The sequence below is a fragment of the Micropruina sonneratiae genome, assembly GCF_025972045.1.
GTDB classification, from domain to species: Bacteria; Actinomycetota; Actinomycetes; order Propionibacteriales; family Propionibacteriaceae; genus Micropruina; species Micropruina sonneratiae.
In genome coordinates this window covers 150,807-168,551 of sequence record NZ_JAPDHX010000004.1, presented here as the reverse complement: position 1 = coordinate 168,551, position 17,745 = coordinate 150,807, and the positions used below count along the sequence as shown (strand labels likewise).

Below are 17,745 nucleotides of genomic sequence, written 5' to 3'. Positions count from 1 at the left end.
CCATGGCACTGCTCGAAGTGAAGAATCTCGGCGTCCGCTACGAACCGCGGTTGCACAAGCCCGTCCAGGCCGTCGACGACGTGTCGTTCGAGATCGCCGAGGGCGAGTTCGTCGGCCTGATCGGTGAGTCCGGCTCGGGCAAGTCGACGCTGGCCAACGCACTGCTGCGACTGGTCGAACGCCCGGGTCGGATCTCCGGCGGCTCCATCGTCTTCGACGGCAACGACCTGGCGACGATGACGCAGGACGAACTGCGCCCCTACCGCTGGCGGGACATCTCCACGGTGTTCCAGTCCTCGATGAACGCGCTCAACCCCGTCGTCCGTGTGGTCGACCAGTTCCGCGACGCCATCGAACTGCATTCCGACCTGCGCGGCGACGCCGTGGTCGACCGGGTGCGGCAACTGTTCGGCATGGTGATGATCGAGGAGAAGTTCCTCACCGCCTACCCGCACGAACTCTCCGGCGGCATGAAGCAGCGGATCAACCTGGCGTTGGCCCTGGTCAACAAGCCGCGCTTCGTCCTGCTCGACGAGCCCACCACCGGCCTGGACGTCGTGGTCCAGCGCTCGATCCTCGAGGCGGTCCGCACGCTGCAGGCCGAGCAGAAGTTCGCCGTGCTGTTCATCAGCCACGACATGGGCACCGTGCTCGACCTGTCCGACCGGATCCTGGTGATGTACGCGGGCAGGATCGTCGAGGAGCACGACTCGGCCGATCTGATGCGCAACCCGCTGCACCCCTACTCCAAGGGCCTGCTCGGCTCCTACGGCGACCCTCGCGCCCAGACGGTCCGCATCACCTACGTGCCGGGACGGCCGCCGGACCTGACCCGCGAGCACGCGGGCTGCCTGTTCGCGCCGCGCTGCCCGGAACGGATCGACCGCTGCCTGAGCGTCGAACCGGAGTTGCTCGCGGTGGACGGTGCCCGGGTGGCCTGCCACGTCGCGCAGTTGCAGGCCGAGCCCGAGGACGGGGTCGAGGTGCCGGCCAGGTCGGCCAAATTCGCCGGGCCGGAGTTCGTCAAGAGCGACGACGAGAGCAAGGAGGCGTTGTCCCAGCACGCCTTCCTCACCCTGAGCGACGTGAGCAAGACCTACCGAACCCGCAACGGGTTCACGTTCAGCGATTTCACCGCCGTCGACGACGTCGCCTTCGAGCTGCGCCGGGGCGCGGTGACCGCGCTGGTCGGGCAGTCGGGATCGGGCAAGTCGACGCTGGCCAAGCTGATCACCGGTGTCGAGAAGCCGACGGCCGGAACCATCATGTTCCACACCCGGGAGGGACGGGCGATCGACGTGGTGGGGCTGCGTCCGGGTCAGCTGCGCGACTACCGCAGCAAGGTGCAGATGGTGTTCCAGGACCCGTACAGTTCGCTGAACCCCACCAAGACGCTGGGCTACATCCTGTCCCGGCCGCTGAGGAACTTCCTCGGCCTGTCCGGGGAGGCGCTCAAGCAGCGGGTCGAGGAACTGCTCGAGAAGGTGGCCCTCACCCCGGCGTCCCGCTACCGCAACCGCTACGCCTATGAGCTGTCCGGTGGCCAGCGGCAACGGGTGGTGATCGCCCGGGCGCTGGCCAGCAACCCTGAGCTGATCGTCGCCGACGAGCCGATCTCGTCGCTCGACGTGTCGATCCGGGCCGAGATCCTGGAATTGCTGCACGACCTCGTGCAGGAGTCCGACGTCGGCATCCTCTACATCACCCACGATTTGCTCAGTGCCCGGATGCTGGCCGACGAGATCATCGTGCTCTCGCAGGGCAGGGTGGTCGAGCAGGGCCGGGCGCTCACTGTCATCCGGGACCCGAGCGACGACTACACGCGCAAGCTCCTCGACGCCATCCCCAACCCGTTCGACAAGCTGGACCGACCGGCCTGAGGGTCTGTGATGCACCTGGCGCGGGTGCCGGTTCCTGTCGTGGGGTGGGCCCGGCTCAGTAGGGTGGGCAGCGTGAGCGCCGAGGAGGAACGGCCGGTCACCATCTACACCGTGGCCGAACGCGCGGGCGTGTCGATCGCGACGGTGTCACGCGTGCTGCAGGGGTCGACCCCGAGCTCGCCGGCCACCAAGGCGAAGGTGCTGGACGCCGTCCGTGAGCTCGGCTACGTGCCGTTGCGGGCCGGACGCGCGACCGCCCTGCGCGTGGAGCAGCACGGCCTGGTGCTCTACTCGCTGGGCGGGCCGTACTACTCCGAACTGCTGGTCGGCTACGAATCGCGGGCGCCGGAGTTCGGCCAGAGCGTGTCGCTGATCTCCACCGAAGGCATCGAGGCGGTCGAGGACAGGGTCTTCGACCTGGCCGCGAAGATGGACGGCATGGTGCTGGCACACGGCACCACCTCCGACGAGGTGGCCCGTGAGGTGGCCCGGCGGGTGCCGACCGTGTTGCTCAACCGCGACCCGGTCGAAGGCTGCGCCGGGGTGAACGTCGAGAATCGCCGCGCCACCGAGGAACTGGTCATCCATCTGCTGCGCGACCACGGCCACCGACGGTTGCTGTTCGCCGGCGATCCCGACCAGGCGCGGGACGCCGCCCATCGCCACCGAGGCTTCCTCGACGCGCTGGAGGCTGCCGGGCTCGACCAGGCCGGGCCGCCGCTGCGGGCGCTGTTCGGGGAGTCGCAGGCGGCGGAGGTGGCCGAGGCGGTCGTCGCCGACGGCCACCTGGACGCCCTGGTCTGCGCCAACGACGAGCTGGCCCTCGGTGTCGTGCTCGAGCTGCGGCGGCGCGGCGTCCGGGTGCCGGAGGATCTGGCGGTGACCGGCTGGGACGACGTGATGGCCGCGCGGTACACGGGGCTGACCACCGTGCGGCAGCCGGCCCGGGAGGTGGGCCGGATGGCGGCGCAGCGCCTGCACGACCTGATCGTGCGCTCCTCGACCGACAGCGACGAGATCCTGGTGCCCTCGCAGCTGGTCGTGCGCTCAAGCTGCGGCTGCGTCGAGCGGCGTGACAACTGAGTTCCGGCGGACGCCGGGTCCTCTTCGTGACGACGAAAGGCTCCGATGACTGACGATCTGCGGCGCTGGGCGGCGGACACCTGGCGCAGCCTGGCCGCCCTCACCGACCCGCGCACCGGCCTGCCCGCCGACCATCTGGCCGCCGACCTGGACCCGTCGAGCCGCAGCCGCTACACCTCGCCGACCAACATAGGCGGGCTGCTGTGGTGCGCGGTCGCGGCCCGCGAACTGGGCCTGATCGAGCCCCGCGACTGCGCTGCGCGGTGTGCTGCGGCCCTCGACACGCTTGCGGCCATGCGGCGAGACGTTGCCTCCGGCATGTTCTTCAACTGGTACGACGAGGCGACCGGCGCCCGGCTGGAGGTGATGCCCGACGGGGGAGTGATCAGGCAGTTCCTGTCCAGCGTCGACAACGGCTGGCTGGGGGCCGGACTGTTGGTGGTGCGCAACGCGGTGCCCGAGGTGGCCGGGCCGGCCGGGGCGCTGCTGGGGTCGATGGACTTCGGCCGCTTCCACGACCCGGAGGTCGGTGAGCTGTGGGGCGGGTTCTTCGTCGACGCCGACGGGCTGCGACCCACCGGGCACCACTACGGGCACCTGATGAGCGAACCGCGGATCTGCAGCTACCTCGGCATCGGCCTCGGCCAGATCCCCGCCGGTCACTACCGCGGCCTGCCCCGTGAACGCCGCGAGTACCGCGGCCTGGCGGTGATCCCGACCTGGGGCGGGTCGATGTTCGAGGCCCTGATGCCGCAGTTGCTCATCCCCGAGGCCGACTGGTCGCCGGCGGCGTTCGGCGCGTCGCATCGCAACACGGTGGCGGCGCACCGGACGTTCGGTCTCGATGATGCCCGCTTCGGCTACTGGGGTTTCTCGCCGGCCAGCACCCCCGACGGTGGCTACTCGGAATGGGGTGTGGCGCCGATCGGGCTGTCACCGACGGAGTATCCCAGCGACGTCGAGCGGACGCCGTACGCGGTCGGCCGCGAAACCGGCTGGGGGGACGGTGTGGTCACTCCGCACGCCGTGGCGATGGCGCTGATGGTCGAACCCGTCGAGGCGACCGACTGCCTGGCCCGCCTCGAGCGTGATCTGGGCTGCTACGGCCCGGGCGGCTTCTGCGACGCGGTCGGCGTCCGGTCGGGGAAGGTGGCGCGGCGCTACCTCAGCCTCGATCAGTCGATGGTGCTCGCGGCGCTGGCGAACGTGCTAGCCGACGGCGTCCTGCAGCGGTACTGCACCGACGGCGAGTTGGACGCCGAGCTCCGGCCCCTGCTCGAGGCCGAGCCGGCGCTGTAGCTTGCGCGCCGTCCCACCCGGCTCTGCTCGTTGCCCACTTCTGCTGTGGGTCGCGTCGGGTGCCGGGCGGCGGCACCCGCTGTCGCGCCTCATGAGATCCCGGCTTGCGCCGGGATGACGACCGCCGCCGCGACCCTCTGACCACCGTCATCCCGGGCTCGACCCGGGATCTGCGGCGGGACGTGCAACGGGCGGGCGCGGCTCAGTCGCCCTTGTTCAGCACCTCCAGGCGCGGGTAGTCGGGCTTCCACATCCGTTGGTAGATCGCGTCGATCGGGTTGCTCAGCGGGGCACGGGCCAGGCCCTGCTCCTCGGCGGTCCGGGCCACCGCCATCGCCACGGTGGCCGACACCAGGCGCAGGTCGTTCATCGACGGCAGCAGTGCGGCGCCTGGCCGGTACTCGTTGACCAGTCCGGCGAGCGCCGCGGCCGCTGCGTAGATCATCTCGTCGGTGACCCGCTTCGCCCGCACCGCCGACACGCCCAGGCCCAGGCCGGGGAAGATCAGCGCGTTGTTGGCCTGCGCGATCGTGTGGTACACCTCGCCGTGCCGCAGCGTGCCGTAGGGGCTGCCGGTGGCGATCAGCGCCCGTCCGTCCGTCCACTCCAGCAGGTCGGTGGGGTGCGCCTCCGAGCGGCTGGTCGGGTTGGACAGCGGCAGGATGATCGGCCGCTCGCAGCCCTGCGCCATCGCCTTGACCACGTCGGCGTCGAAGGCGCCCGGCTGTGCCGAGGTGCCGATCAGGATGGTCGGCTGCACCGCACGCACCGTCTCGAGCAGGCTGATCCGGGACGGGTTCTCCAGCTCCCAGCCCTCGACCTCCGAGCGCTGCCGGGCGTAGGGCTGCTGGTAGTCGCGCACCCCCTGGTTGTCGGCCACGATCAGCCCGCGGCTGTTGAACGCGTAGAACTGCGGGTAGTAGTCCGCGGGGTTGCCGGCCTCGTGCGCCATCGCCTCGCGGACGATGTCGGCGATGCCGACCCCGGCCGTCCCCGCCCCGTAGACCAGCACCTTGTGCTGGCGCAGCGGCACCCCGGTCAGCCTCACCGCCGCCAGGACGGCCGCCAGCACGACCGCGGCGGTGCCCTGGATGTCGTCGTTGAAGGTGCAGATCGAGTCGGAGTAGCGGTGCAGGATGCGATGCGCGTTGCCGGCGCCGAAGTCCTCCCAGTGCAGCATCGCGTTGGGGAACTGGCGGGTGATCGCGGTCACGAAGGCGTCGATGAAGTCGTCGTAGGCCTCGCCGCGTGCCCGGGCGTGCCGTTCGCCCAGGTAAAGGTCGCTGTTCAGCAGTCCCAGGTTGTCGGTGCCGACGTCCAGCACGATGGGGATCGCCCTGCGCGGGTGGATGCCGGCGGCGGCGGTGTACACGCTGAGCTTGCCGTTGGCGATCTGGATGCCGCCGATGCCCTGATCGCCGATGCCCAGGATGCCTTCGGAGTCGGTGACCACCACCAGGTCGATCTCATCGGGGTCGGGCACGTAGTTGTGCAGCGACTGTTCGATCAGGTCGGGCCGGTCGATGGACAGGAACAGGCCGCGTGAGCCGACGTACTCGTGGCTGAAGCGTTCGATCGCCTCACCGACGGTGGGGGTGTAGATGATCGGCAGCATCTCCTCGAGGTTCTCGCTGAGCAACCGGTAGAACAACACCTCGTTGCGGTCACGCAACTGGGAGAGGTAGATGAACTTGGCCAGCGGCGAGGGTGAGCGGCGGTACTGCGCGAACGTGCGCCGGAGCTGCTCCTCGATGGTGGTCACCCGGCTCGGCAGCAGCCCGGACAGGTCGAGGCGCTCACGCTCGCTCAGGGTGAACGCGGTGCCCCGGTTCGAGATCGGATTGCGCAGGATCTGCCGGCCGCGGGTGGCGATCCTCAGCACCACGTCGCGGCTGCTGCTGGTGTCGAGGTGGAAGTCGGGTGCCGGCATCGTTGTCCTCCAGTTCGGGCAGGCCACCGAGCCTAGTGCCGCCGGGCGAGGAACCTGCGATCAGGGGCTCAGGTCGGGATGGTGGGACGACGTGGCCCGAACCGTGCTGTCGCCGGGCTACTTGAGTACCTCGAAGCGCACCACCACGGCCCGGTTGCGCGGGTCGGTGGGCGGGTCGACCAGGGGGTTGCTGCGCCCGTAGCCGACCACCTTGTAGATGGCCTTGGCCGGCACGTCCAGGTCCTTGAGCAGCACCGCCACGACGGTGGCGCGCTGCTTGGACAACTCGACGGTCGCCCTGCCGTTGTCGGAGGGGTCGCCCGAGGTGTGTCCCTCGACCACCACGCGGTAGTTGTCGGGCGCCTTGGCCAGGCACTTCTTCAACCCCTGCAGGGTCTTGCCGCGGTCGATCAGGTTGGGGGTGTTGATCACGAACAGGGCCGGGGTCGGCAGCCGGCAGACGACCTCTGTGCCGGTGGTGGTGGTGTCGACGTCGTCGGGCTCGGGTACGGCCACCACGGGCCCCGAGCCGGCGCCAGCCACGGTGCCGGTGCCGTCGAAGAACTCCACCCGTTCGGCGCCGGCGGCGTCGGCCAGTTCCTGCCAGACCGCGTGCAGGTAGCCGGTCTGCAGGTCGCTGAGCGCGGCCTGGTCACCGGCGACCGGGTTGATCACGAAGCTGACCTGGCGTCCCTTCAGGTCGGGCAGGTCCTTCGCCTTCTTCACCGCCTTGACCACCGCTGCCGGGTCCTCGTCGAAGGCCAGCTCGGTGAAGTCCAGCGGGTCGCGGGTGTCGAGCAGCGGCGAGAACACCCACACCGGTGATCCGGCGGGCGAGTCCAGGTCGTTCAGGGCGGCCAGCACCGAGCGGTCCGTCCCGGCGCCCTGAACGCCGTTGACGGCGTCCACCAGCGCCTGGCTCTGGTCGCCGCCCACCGCCACCGGCGTCCGGACGATGTCGGTGGTGTTCGGGGTGTTCAGCCACTCGACACCCTTGCCGTCGGCGGCCAGGGCGTTCCACTGGTCGGCGACCGCCTGCGGCAGGGTGGCGACCATCTGATTGGTCGAGTTGCCGGTGCTGATCACGCTGCCGCCGACGGGCGGGGCGGAGGCGCTCGGGCTCGCCGAGGGAGCGGACGCCGGAGTGCACCCGGCCAGCAGGCCGGTGGTCAGCAGGGCAACGGTCAGCAGGGTCGCGACCAGCGGTCGCGGGGAGCGGAGGCCCATCGGGTTCTCCTGCCGGAAGGGAGCCGTCGATCACGGATGGTCAGCGATCAGCCTACCCAGCCACCTCACGGGCGGCCGGGGGCTGCCGCTACCGTCGGGGTCATGAGCGACGACTACCGCGTGGTCAACCGGGCGAACTGGGACGCGCGGGTGCCGGTCCACCTGGCCGGCGGCTACGGCATCGCCGACCTGCTCGCCGACCCGTCCGCGCTGTCCGACGTGGTGCGCTTCGACCGGCCCAGGTTGGGGGACCTCGCCGGGCTGGACGCCGTCCACCTGCAGTGTCACCTGGGCACCGACACCCTCAGCCTGGCCCGGCTGGGCGCCAGGATGAGTGGCCTGGATCTGTCCGGGGAGGCGGTGGCGGCGGCGCGCGACCTGGCGGCCAGGGCAGGAGTCGGCATCGACTACGTGCGGGCCGACGTCTACGACGCCGTGGAGGTGCTGGGCGGCGAGCGGTTCGACCTAGTCTACACGGGGGTGGGTGCGCTGTGCTGGCTGCCGGACATCCGGCGGTGGGCGCAGACGGTGGCCGGCCTGCTGCGTCCCGGGGGACGGCTGTTCGTCCGCGACGCGCACCCGGTGCTCCTGGCTGCGTTGGCGCAGCGTGTGGCGGACGAGCACCCCGATCGCGCCCAACAGCCCTGGATCAGCGGCCCGGGCGAGCAGACCGTCGCTCTCGAACTGCCCTATTTCGAGCAATCCGCGCCGGTCCGGTGGAGCGATCCGGGCAGCTACAGCGGGACGGGCGCGGTGGCGTCCCCCGAATCGGTGGAGTGGAATCACGGGCTGGGTGAGATCGTCACCGCCGTCCTCGCCAGCGGGTTGCGGCTGACCGGCCTGGACGAACACGACAGCGTGCCCTGGGAGGCACTGCCCGGCCTGATGCGCCTGGACCCCGGCACCGGCGAGTACCGGCTGCAGCGGCGTCCGGAGCGGCTGCCGGCGACTTTCACGCTGACGGCCACGCTGGACGAGAACCCCAGCTGAGCCTTGCAGCGGCGGCCAGCACGCCACAGAACTCGTCGTAACAAGCGGAATAGCCGCCACACAGGTATGGTTGAGTCTAGTGGACTCAACTTTGTTTCACAGGGAGACAATTACCACATGGACACTTCCAAGCTCACCGCCAAGAGCCGCGACGCCGTCTCGGCCGCACTGCGTAACGCGCTCACCAACGGCAACCCCAGCGCCGAGCCGGTGCACCTGCTGCACGCCCTGCTGATGGTGCCCGACAACACCGTCGGCAGCCTGCTCAGCGCGGTCGGCGCCGACCCCAAGGTGGTGGACGCCGCCGCCCAGGGGGCGATCACCAAGCTGCCCAGCGCGTCCGGCAACTCGGTCAGCCAGCCCGGCCTGTCCGGCTCGATGGCCCGGGTGCTGGCCGACGCCGAGACCCGCGCCGAGCAGCTGGGCGACGAGTTCGTCGCCACCGAACACCTGATGATCGCGCTGGCCACGATCGTCAGCGACGCGCAGAAGATCCTGCTGCAGTTCGGCGCCGAACCGACCAAGCTCGCCCACGCCTTCAACGCCGCCAGGGGTGACAAGCGGATCACCTCCGCCGAGCAGGAGGGTGGCGAATCCACCCTCGACAAGTACTCCGTCGACCTGACCGAGCGGGCCCGCGACGGCAAGCTCGACCCGGTGATCGGCCGTGACTCCGAGATCCGCCGGGTCGTACAGGTGCTCGCCCGGCGCACCAAGAACAACCCGGTGCTGATCGGCGAACCCGGCGTCGGCAAGACCGCCGTCGTCGAGGGGCTGGCGCAGCGAGTGGTCGCCGGCGACGTCCCCGATTCGCTGAAGGGACGCCGCGTCGTCTCGCTCGACCTGGCGTCGATGGTCGCCGGCGCCAAGTACCGCGGCGAGTTCGAGGAGCGGCTGAAGGCCGTCCTGAACGAGATCCGCGACGCCGAGGGACAGGTCATCACCTTCATCGACGAGCTGCACACCGTCGTCGGCGCGGGCGCCTCGGGCGACTCGTCGATGGACGCCGGGAACATGCTCAAGCCGATGCTGGCCCGCGGTGAGCTGCGGATGATCGGCGCCACCACGTTGGACGAGTACCGCGAGCGGATCGAGAAGGACCCGGCGCTGGAGCGCCGCTTCCAGCAGGTGTTCGTCGGCGAGCCGAGCGTCGAGGACACCATCGCGATCCTGCGCGGCCTGCGCGAACGCTACGAGGCACACCACAAGGTGCGGATCACCGACGGCGCGCTGGTCGCCGCGGCTTCGTTGTCGAACCGCTACATCACCAGCCGGCAGCTTCCCGACAAGGCGATCGACCTGATCGACGAGGCGGCGTCCCGGCTGCGGATGGAGATCGACTCCTCGCCGGAGGAGATCGACCAGCTGCGCCGCAGCATCGACCGGATGACCATGCAGTCCTTCGCCCTGGAGAAGGAGACCGACCCGGCCTCGGTCGAGCGGCACGAGCGGCTGCAGGCCGAACTGGCCGACGCCCAGGAGGAGTTGCGTGGACTCGAGGGCCGCTGGGAGGCGGAGAAGTCCGGGCTGAACCGGGTCGGTGAGCTGAAGGCGAGGATCGACGAGCTGCGGGTCGCGGCCGAACGCGCGCAGCGCGAGGGCGACCTGACCAAGGCGTCCGAGATCCTCTACGGCGAGATCCCCGCCCTGCAGGCGCAGGCCGAGACCGCCGAGAAGGAGGAGTCCGACGTCACCCCGATGGTGTCCGAGGAGGTCTCGGCCACCGACATCGCCGAGGTGGTCGGCTCGTGGACCGGCATCCCGGTCGGCCGGCTGCTGCAGGGCGAGAGCGAGAAGCTGCTGCAGATGGAGGAGCGGCTGGGCGAGCGGCTGATCGGCCAGCGCCAGGCCGTGGTGGCCGTCTCCGACGCCGTGCGCCGCTCCCGGGCCGGCATCTCCGACCCGAACCGGCCCACCGGCTCGTTCCTGTTCCTCGGCCCGACCGGTGTCGGCAAGACCGAGCTGGCCAAGTCGCTGGCCGAGTTCCTGTTCGACGACGAGCGTTCGATGGTCCGCATCGACATGAGCGAATACGGTGAGAAGCACTCGGTGTCGCGGCTGGTCGGTGCCCCTCCCGGCTACATCGGCTACGAGGAGGGCGGCCAGCTCACCGAGGCCGTGCGTCGGCGTCCGTACTCGGTGATCCTGCTCGACGAGGTCGAGAAGGCGCACCCCGAGGTGTTCAACATCCTGCTGCAGGTGCTCGACGACGGACGGCTCACCGACGGTCAGGGCCGCACGGTCGACTTCCGCAACGTGATCCTGATCATGACCAGCAACCTCGGCTCGCAGTACCTGGCCGACACCAGCCTGGACGCCGAGCTCAAGCAGCAGGCCGTGATGGGGGTGGTGCGGCAGGCGTTCAAGCCGGAGTTCCTGAACCGGCTCGACGAGATCGTCATGTTCACGCCGCTGGACACCGCCGACCTGTCCCGCATCGTCGACATCCAGCTCGACCGGCTCAACGCCCGGCTGGCCGAACGGCGGATCCGGGTCGAGGTCACCCAGGCCGGCAAGGACTGGCTGGCGTTGACCGGCTTCGACCCGGTGTACGGGGCGCGTCCGTTGAAGCGGCTGGTGCAGACCACGATCGAGGACGCCCTGGCCCGCCGGATGCTGTCGGGTGAGACGCTCGACGGCGACACCGTGTCGTTCGACGTGGACGCCGACAACAGCGGCCTGGTGATCGTCGAGGGCTGACCGGCGGCACCGAACGGGCCCGGGTGGAGGAGATTCCACCCGGGCCCGCTTCGCGTGGCTCAGGCGACAACCTCACCCAGAGTCGTGGGCGAATGGGGCTGGATCGAGTTGCCCGATATGCTGAGCCGCGTTGCGAGGTCGGCAGCCGCCGGACGTGCCTCGCCAGACATGGCCACGAGATCGTGCTTGCCGGAGCTTGAACCGAATTGGGGTGGGGACGCTGGACGTCGGAATCGCTCTGGCCGGCCTACTCGTGGGAATCGTGGTGGGTTTGACGGGCATGGGCGGCGGCGCCCTGATGACGCCGGTTCTGGTCTTCTTCTTCAGGATCGACCCACTCACCGCTATCTCGAGCGATGTCGTCTCGAGCCTGTTCATGAAGCCCGCCGGGGCAATCGTGCACATCGTGCGCAAGACAGCCAATCTCCAGCTGGTGCTGTGGCTCTGCATCGGTTCGGTTCCCGCTGCCTTCCTGGGCGCGATGCTCGTCGACCACCTGAAGGTGCTGCCCGGGTTCGAGCAGGTCCTGCTCGGAATGCTGGGCACCGCGCTCCTGCTGGCCTCGGCCGGACTCATCATCCGGGCTTGGTTCCAGATGAGTCGGAAGCGTCTCCCGTGGGGCGAGGGGGCGGCGCCGATGACTTCGGCCGAGGTCGAGGTTCGGCGCCTCCCCACTGTGGCGCTGGGCGCGCTGGGTGGCCTAATGGTCGGCATGACCTCGGTCGGGGCCGGCTCCTTGATCCTCACTCTGCTTCTCGTGTTGTACCCGACCCTGAAGCCGTCCCAACTGGTCGGTACCGACCTTGTCCAGGCGATTCCCCTCGTGGCGGCAGCTTCAGTGGGCCACCTGATGTATGGCCAAGTCTCCTTGGGAGTCACCGGGTCCATGCTCCTGGGCGCGATTCCGGGGGCGTTCATCGGTGCCCAGATCTCTTCCCGGGCGCCCGGCGGCGTCATCCGACGAGCTCTCGCCGTGCTGCTGATGGCCTCGGGTCTCAAGCTCCTGGGCGTGCCCACCGAGGGTGTCCTGATAGCGACCGGCGGGGCCGTGGTGATCGGGCCGCTCGCGTGGGCGATGTTGAAGCGCCGCTACCAGCCCAGCGCCCAGCAACCTGAACCATCTCCACTCCAGCCGCCCGATGAGCATAGGGTCGAGCCGCAGCGGCATTCGTTGACTGAGCGCGAGGACGGAAATGATCCCTGAGGTGGCAGAGGTGGATTGGGCGAGCATCGCCCAGCTGCCGACCGTGACTGCCGAAGCCGGAGATCTGGATGTTGTCGAACTGGTGCAGCGGGGTCTAGTCGGCCCCCGGCTTCGCCTCACCCACGGCGCGTTGGCCGCATTGACCGGCGTGGACGCCGTGGTGGTCAAGGACACCGAAGCGACCCCGTTGCTACTCGGCCATCTCAACGCGGGTGCCTTGGAGACGTCCATGCTGCGCAGGGTCGCGCAGGTGTCGTCCGGCACCATCGGCGACGAGCCGGATGGCCCGAGTGACCTGGCCGTCGTCGTGCGTGGGCTACCGAGTTCGGCCGACCTGGTCAGAGTGGACGCGCTGACCGCACCGCACACCCGCGTGCGCTGGCTGGCACTGGCCGGGCGGACCCGGGTCGGACGCCGCCTGCTGGCCGAGTTGCCGGCAGTCACCGCTGATCGGCCGCGCGGAAGCCACGCCATCGTGCGTGTCCCATGGCCGACACCCGGAAGTCGCGGTGTCTTCGAGAGGCCCCGCCTGCCATCGGCCCCCGCCCTGGCCTCGGCCTATCTCGCCCGGCACTTCGTCGAAGTCGGCGAGGTCGCAGGTGCGGACCAACCCCATCGAGACCGGGGCGGCACCGTCGTCTTCTTCACGGGCCTTTCCGGCTCGGGTAAGTCGACAGTTGCCAAAGCCTTTCATAACGCCCTGGAGCCGCGTTCGGAACGAGAGGTCACCCTGCTGGACGGCGACGACGTGCGGCGCATGCTGTCGGCCGGACTCGGGTTCGATGTCGCCGGCCGTGAGGCGAACGTCCGTCGGACCAGCTGGGTTGCTGCCCTGCTCGCCCGGCACGGAGGGATAGCGATCACCGCCCTGATCGCGCCGTTCGCCGAGGGGCGTGCGGAAGCCCGCCGAATGGCCAGCGACGGGGCCGACTTCATCGAGGTGTGGATCTCCACTCCACTGGAGGAGTGCGAGAGGCGCGACCGCAAGGGCCTCTATGCCCAGGCCCGGGCCGGGCTGCTCACCAACTTCACCGGCATCGATTCGCCGTACGAGCCGCCAGAGGACGCGGATCTGGTCATCGACACCACGAACATCGGCGTCGACGACGCCGTTGCCCTGGTCATCGGCGAACTGGAGGCGCGCGCGGTGCGACGCGGTGTGGAGTTCGGTCGAACTCCCCGTGAGATCGAACAGATGAGTGAGCAGGAGTTGATGGGTTATGACATCTGACGCGAGGATCGCCTCCGAACTGGCCAGGGGCGCCGGGCGGGTGCTGCTGGGTCTGCGTGACGCGTCAGTCGACGTGTCTGGTCCCGAGGGAGACCGCAGGGCCAACGAGTTCCTGCTCGATGAACTGCGTCGATGGCGTCCGGGAGATGCGGTGCTGTCCGAGGAAGCCAAGGACGACCGGTCGCGCCTGGATGCAGATCGGGTTTGGATCGTCGACCCTCTGGATGGTACCCGTGAGTATGCCGAGCGCACCGATGGCAACTGGCGAACCGACTTCGCGGTGCACGTGGCCCTGTGGGAGCGCAACTCCGGCCTCACCGCTGGCGCAGTGGCGCTACCGGGCCGTGACCGTGTCTACGCCACGGACCCGGCCGAACCATTGCCTCCGTTGCGGACCGACGGTCCGTTGCGCCTTGCGGTCAGCCGGTCCCGGCCGCCGACACTGGTGGCCTCCATCGGTGAGTTGATTCCGGTTGAACTTGTCGCGATGGGGTCGGCCGGGGTGAAGGCGATGGCGGTGGTGACCGGCGAGGTGGACGCCTACATCCATGGTGGCGGGCAGTACGAGTGGGACTCGGCCGCACCCGTCGCGGTGGCGGCTGCGGCGGGCTTGCACACCAGTCGATTGGACGGTTCGCCGCTTGTCTACAACAATTCCGATCCGTGGTTGCCGGACCTGATGGTGTGTCGGGTCGAGCATGCTGAGCGACTGCTGGATGTCGTTGCGCAGATCGAAGGAGAACGATGAGCGGGTACGTACTGAGTCAGCTGCGCGCACTGGAGGCCGAGAGCATCCACATCATCCGCGAGGTCGCGGCCGAGATGGAGCGGCCCTGCCTGCTGTTCTCCGGCGGCAAGGATTCGGTGGTGATGAGCGTGCTGGCCCGGAAGGCGTTCGCGCCGGCACGCATCCCGTTCCCGTTCATGCACGTCGACACCGGGCTGAACTTCCCCGAGGTGATCGCCTTCCGCGACTGGTGGCTGGGTCAGCTGGAGGTGCAGCTCGTCGTCGCCTCGGTGCCGGACGCGATCGAGCGCGGCCTGGTCACCGAGGAGCCGAACGGCTCGCGCAACCGCATCCAGACCCCGGTGCTGCTGGACGCCGTCGAGGAGCATCGCTTCACCGCGCTGTTCGGCGGCGCCCGGCGCGATGAGGAGAAGGCGCGCGCCAAGGAGCGGGTCTTCTCGTTCCGCGACGACTTCGGCCAGTGGGATCCGAAGAACCAGCGCCCCGAACTGTGGAACCTGTACAACTCGCGGGTGAACGCGGGGGAGTCGATCCGGGTCTTCCCGTTGTCGAACTGGACCGAGTTGGACACCTGGGCCTACATCGCCGAGGAGAACATCCCGCTGCCCAACCTGTACTACGCACAGCAGCGCGAGGTCGTGCAGCGCGACGGCATGCTGTACGCGGTCAACGAGTTCATCACCCCGCGCGACGGCGAGGAGATCATCACCACGTCGGTGCGCTACCGGACGATGGGTGACGCCAACCTGACCGCAGCCGTGGAGTCTGTGGCCGACACCAACGAGGCGATCGTGGCCGAGATCGCGGCCGCCCGGTTGACCGAGCGCGGCGCGACCCGCGGTGATGACCGGGTCAGCGAAGCGGCGATGGAGGACCGGAAGAAGGAAGGGTACTTCTGATGAGCGAGGCGACCACGACCGAGACCAGCTCCGGGGACCTGCTGCGGTTCGCGACCGCCGGCAGCGTGGACGACGGCAAGTCGACCCTGATCGGCCGGCTGCTCTACGACTCGAAGTCGATCTTCACCGACCAGTACGAGTCGGTCGAGCGGGTCTCCAACCAGCGCGGCAACGACTACGTGGACCTGTCGCTGCTGACCGACGGGCTGCGCGCCGAGCGCGAGCAGGGCATCACCATCGACGTGGCTTACCGCTACTTCGCCACTCCGCGGCGCAAGTTCATCATCGCCGACACCCCGGGACACCCGCAGTACACCCGCAACATGGTGACCGGGGCGTCCACCGCCGACGCGGCGCTGATCCTGATCGACGCCCGCAAGGGGATGACCGAGCAGTCCCGGCGGCACTCGTTCCTGGCGACACTGCTGGGCGTCCGGCATCTGGTGGTGTGCATCAACAAGATGGACCTGGTCGACTTCGACGAGAGCGTCTATGAGCGGATCGTGGCGGAGTTCTCCGGGTTCGCGTCACGGCTGAAGGTCGGTGACCTGCAGTTCATCCCGATCTCGGCGTTGCTCGGCGACAACGTGGTGACCCGCAGCGACAACACGCCCTGGTACGACGGGCCGGCCCTGCTCTACCACCTGGAACACCTGCACGTCGCGTCCGACCGCAACCTCACCGACGTGCGCTTCCCGGTGCAGTACGTCATCCGGCCCCAGTCGGCCAAGGCCCGCGACTACCGCGGCTACGCCGGCACCGTCGCCTCGGGGGTGATCAAGGTCGGCGACGAGATCATGGCGCTGCCCTCGGGATTCAGCACCAGGGTGGCCGCCATCGACACCCCCACCGGACCCTCGCAGGACGCCTACCCGCCCATGTCGGTGGTGCTGCGGCTGGCCGACGAGATCGACATCAGCCGTGGCGACATGCTGGTGCGGCCCAACAATCCGGCCCCCGCCGTCCAGGACCTCGACCTGCGGGTCTGCTGGATGGACGAGACCACCTCGCTGACCCCGGGCCGGACCCTGGCGATCAAGCACACCACGGTGTGGGCACGGGTCAAGGTCCGCGAAATCCTGTACCGAATCGACATCAACACGTTGCATCGTGACGAGCAGGCAGGAAAACTCGCCCTCAACGAGATCGGACGCGTGCGGCTGCGCTGCACCCGGCCGCTGTTCATGGACCACTACGAGGAGAACCGGACGACCGGGTCGGTGATCCTCGTCGACGAGGCCAGCAACCGCACCGTGGGGGCCGGCTTCCTGGAGTGATCGGACGACGATGAGCGACGACCCCTGGCTGCTGCCCCCGCACACGACACTGTTCTACATAGGGCCACCGAAGACCGGCACGACGGCGGTGCAGGCTGCTGCGGCGGCCTGCCGGGAGGAACTGCTCGGCCACGGCGTCTTGTACCCGGGCAAGGGCGTCAACCACCGCAAGGCGGTCAACGCGTTCCTGGAGCGCGGCTTCGGCTGGCGGGTCGAGGGCGAGCGGGTGTCGTCCGCCCCCTCCATCGGCGTGTGGACGGCGCTGCTCGAGGAGATCCGCGCCGAGAAGGACCGGCGGATCTGGTTCGGGCACGAGTACGCGGCGTCCGCCACCCAGGAACAGGCGCAGCAGTGGCGCGACGAGCTCGGGCCGAGCCTGCACATCGCGCTGACCCTACGGCCGTACGCGAAGATGCTGCCGTCGATGTGGCAGGAGACGCTGAAGCGCAACGGCGGCCGGGGCAGCTTCGACGGATGGCTGAAGAAGGTCCTCAAACCCAAGAAGGTGGGCAGCCCCGAGCGCCGGGTGCGTTACGACCACGCCGCACTGATCGACCGCTGGTGCGGACTGGTCGGTCCCGAGAACGTCACGGTGGTGCCGCTCGATCCACGCGACCACGACCACTCCTTCCACGCGTTCGAACGGATGCTCGGGCTGCCGCGTGACCTGCTGCTGCGGGCCGCTCCCGGCGGGCGCAGCGTCAACCGCAGCCTGACGGTGCCCGAGGCCGAACTGCTGCGCCGGCTCAACGGCGTCATCCGCGACAACGACGTCGAGTGGCTCAACCACGAATGGTTGGTCTACCACGGGGCGACGGGCCGGTTCGTGCTGCGCACCCCCGGCGCCGACGAGGCCCGGCTGCAGCTGCCCGGCTGGGCCCACGAGTTGGCTCTGCAACAGGAGCAGGTGGTGCTGGCCGCGATCCGGGACAACGGGGTGCGGGTGCTGGGCGAGGTGGCCAACCTGGAGTCCCGGCCGGATCCGGGGCCGTTCGTCGACCACCGGCACGTCGACTCGATCCCGATCGATCTCGCCGTCGAGGCGATCGCCGGCACCGTGGCCGCCGCCATCGGACGCGATGCCCACTTCGAGCGCACCGAGGAGTCTGCGATGCGCAAGATCCGTCGGGACGTCACCTACAACTGGCGCGGCATGCTGCAGGAGATCGGCAGCCGCGCGGTGGGCAAGGTCCGCGGGCTGGGCCGGCTGCCGGCAGAGCTCGCCGGCCGGGTTACGGCACGCCTGCAGGGCAACGGCAGCGACTGACTCCCAACCG

General features: G+C 69.4%; 13 protein-coding genes. 11 read left to right on the top strand and 2 right to left on the bottom strand.

The window, feature by feature from the left end; all coding sequences use genetic code 11:
- Window positions 1–2 precede the first annotated feature (2 nt).
- The 3 genes from OIE40_RS11900 (at window position 3) to OIE40_RS11890 (ending at window position 4,262) form a co-directional block, all read left to right on the top strand.
- A complete protein-coding gene (locus OIE40_RS11900; protein WP_264702531.1) occupies window positions 3–1,880 on the top strand; it encodes an ABC transporter ATP-binding protein in 1,878 nt (625 codons plus the stop codon).
- A gap of 72 nt (window positions 1,881–1,952) precedes the next feature.
- A complete protein-coding gene (locus OIE40_RS11895; RefSeq protein ID WP_264702529.1) occupies window positions 1,953–2,963 on the top strand; it encodes a LacI family DNA-binding transcriptional regulator in 1,011 nt (336 codons plus the stop codon).
- 45 nt (window positions 2,964–3,008) lie between these two features.
- Window positions 3,009–4,262 (top strand): glucoamylase family protein, encoded by a 1,254-nt coding sequence (locus OIE40_RS11890; protein WP_264702528.1) that lies wholly within the window; start codon window positions 3,009–3,011, stop codon window positions 4,260–4,262.
- A 202-nt stretch (window positions 4,263–4,464) separates the two neighbouring features.
- Here the strand turns inward: OIE40_RS11890 and OIE40_RS11885 are convergent, their stop codons facing one another.
- Window positions 4,465–6,192 carry an NAD-dependent malic enzyme gene (locus OIE40_RS11885; protein ID WP_264702527.1) on the bottom strand — a complete coding sequence of 576 codons (1,728 nt, stop codon included), beginning with the start codon at window positions 6,190–6,192 and terminating at the stop codon, window positions 4,465–4,467.
- 117 nt (window positions 6,193–6,309) lie between these two features.
- A complete protein-coding gene (locus tag OIE40_RS11880) occupies window positions 6,310–7,419 on the bottom strand; it encodes an OmpA family protein (RefSeq protein WP_264702526.1) in 1,110 nt (369 codons plus the stop codon).
- A 102-nt stretch (window positions 7,420–7,521) separates the two neighbouring features.
- On the opposite strand from OIE40_RS11880, the gene OIE40_RS11875 reads away from it, so the two are divergent.
- From OIE40_RS11875 to OIE40_RS11840, 8 genes are all read left to right on the top strand, one after another.
- A complete protein-coding gene (locus tag OIE40_RS11875; RefSeq protein ID WP_264702524.1) occupies window positions 7,522–8,409 on the top strand; it encodes a class I SAM-dependent methyltransferase in 888 nt (295 codons plus the stop codon).
- Window positions 8,410–8,526: 117 nt separating this feature from the next.
- Entirely contained in the window at window positions 8,527–11,109 is a 2,583-nt protein-coding gene (gene clpB, locus OIE40_RS11870; protein ID WP_264702523.1) for an ATP-dependent chaperone ClpB, read from the top strand.
- 211 nt (window positions 11,110–11,320) lie between these two features.
- A complete protein-coding gene (locus OIE40_RS11865; RefSeq protein ID WP_264702522.1) occupies window positions 11,321–12,313 on the top strand; it encodes a sulfite exporter TauE/SafE family protein in 993 nt (330 codons plus the stop codon).
- A 1-nt stretch (window position 12,314) separates the two neighbouring features.
- A complete protein-coding gene (gene cysC / locus OIE40_RS11860; protein WP_264702520.1) occupies window positions 12,315–13,544 on the top strand; it encodes an adenylyl-sulfate kinase in 1,230 nt (409 codons plus the stop codon).
- A complete protein-coding gene (locus OIE40_RS11855; protein WP_264702519.1) occupies window positions 13,534–14,292 on the top strand; it encodes a 3'(2'),5'-bisphosphate nucleotidase CysQ in 759 nt (252 codons plus the stop codon). The genes cysC and OIE40_RS11855 overlap by 11 nt, the downstream gene beginning before the upstream one ends.
- Window positions 14,289–15,191 carry a sulfate adenylyltransferase subunit CysD gene (gene cysD / locus OIE40_RS11850; protein ID WP_264702517.1) on the top strand — a complete coding sequence of 301 codons (903 nt, stop codon included), beginning with the start codon at window positions 14,289–14,291 and terminating at the stop codon, window positions 15,189–15,191. The genes OIE40_RS11855 and cysD overlap by 4 nt, the downstream gene beginning before the upstream one ends.
- On the top strand, window positions 15,191–16,468 hold the full coding sequence (locus OIE40_RS11845; RefSeq protein ID WP_264702516.1) for a sulfate adenylyltransferase subunit 1: 1,278 nt from the start codon (window positions 15,191–15,193) through the stop codon (window positions 16,466–16,468). The genes cysD and OIE40_RS11845 overlap by 1 nt, the downstream gene beginning before the upstream one ends.
- 10 nt (window positions 16,469–16,478) lie before the next feature.
- Window positions 16,479–17,735 (top strand): hypothetical protein, encoded by a 1,257-nt coding sequence (locus tag OIE40_RS11840; RefSeq protein WP_264702514.1) that lies wholly within the window; start codon window positions 16,479–16,481, stop codon window positions 17,733–17,735.
- The last annotated feature ends 10 nt before the right edge of the window (window positions 17,736–17,745 follow it).

What these genes read in the sequence shown, in the direction of transcription:
- OIE40_RS11900 (WP_264702531.1), top strand. Translation starts at nt 3, where the DNA reads ATGGCACTGCTCGAAGTGAAGAATCTCGGCGTCCGCTACGAACCGCGG.
- OIE40_RS11890 (WP_264702528.1), top strand. Translation starts at nt 3,009, where the DNA reads ATGACTGACGATCTGCGGCGCTGGGCGGCGGACACCTGGCGCAGCCTG.
- OIE40_RS11885 (WP_264702527.1), bottom strand. Translation starts at nt 6,192, where the DNA reads ATGCCGGCACCCGACTTCCACCTCGACACCAGCAGCAGCCGCGACGTG.
- OIE40_RS11880 (WP_264702526.1), bottom strand. Translation starts at nt 7,419, where the DNA reads ATGGGCCTCCGCTCCCCGCGACCGCTGGTCGCGACCCTGCTGACCGTT.
- OIE40_RS11875 (WP_264702524.1), top strand. Translation starts at nt 7,522, where the DNA reads ATGAGCGACGACTACCGCGTGGTCAACCGGGCGAACTGGGACGCGCGG.
- clpB (WP_264702523.1), top strand. Translation starts at nt 8,527, where the DNA reads ATGGACACTTCCAAGCTCACCGCCAAGAGCCGCGACGCCGTCTCGGCC.
- OIE40_RS11855 (WP_264702519.1), top strand. Translation starts at nt 13,534, where the DNA reads ATGACATCTGACGCGAGGATCGCCTCCGAACTGGCCAGGGGCGCCGGG.
- cysD (WP_264702517.1), top strand. Translation starts at nt 14,289, where the DNA reads ATGAGCGGGTACGTACTGAGTCAGCTGCGCGCACTGGAGGCCGAGAGC.
- OIE40_RS11845 (WP_264702516.1), top strand. Translation starts at nt 15,191, where the DNA reads ATGAGCGAGGCGACCACGACCGAGACCAGCTCCGGGGACCTGCTGCGG.
- OIE40_RS11840 (WP_264702514.1), top strand. Translation starts at nt 16,479, where the DNA reads ATGAGCGACGACCCCTGGCTGCTGCCCCCGCACACGACACTGTTCTAC.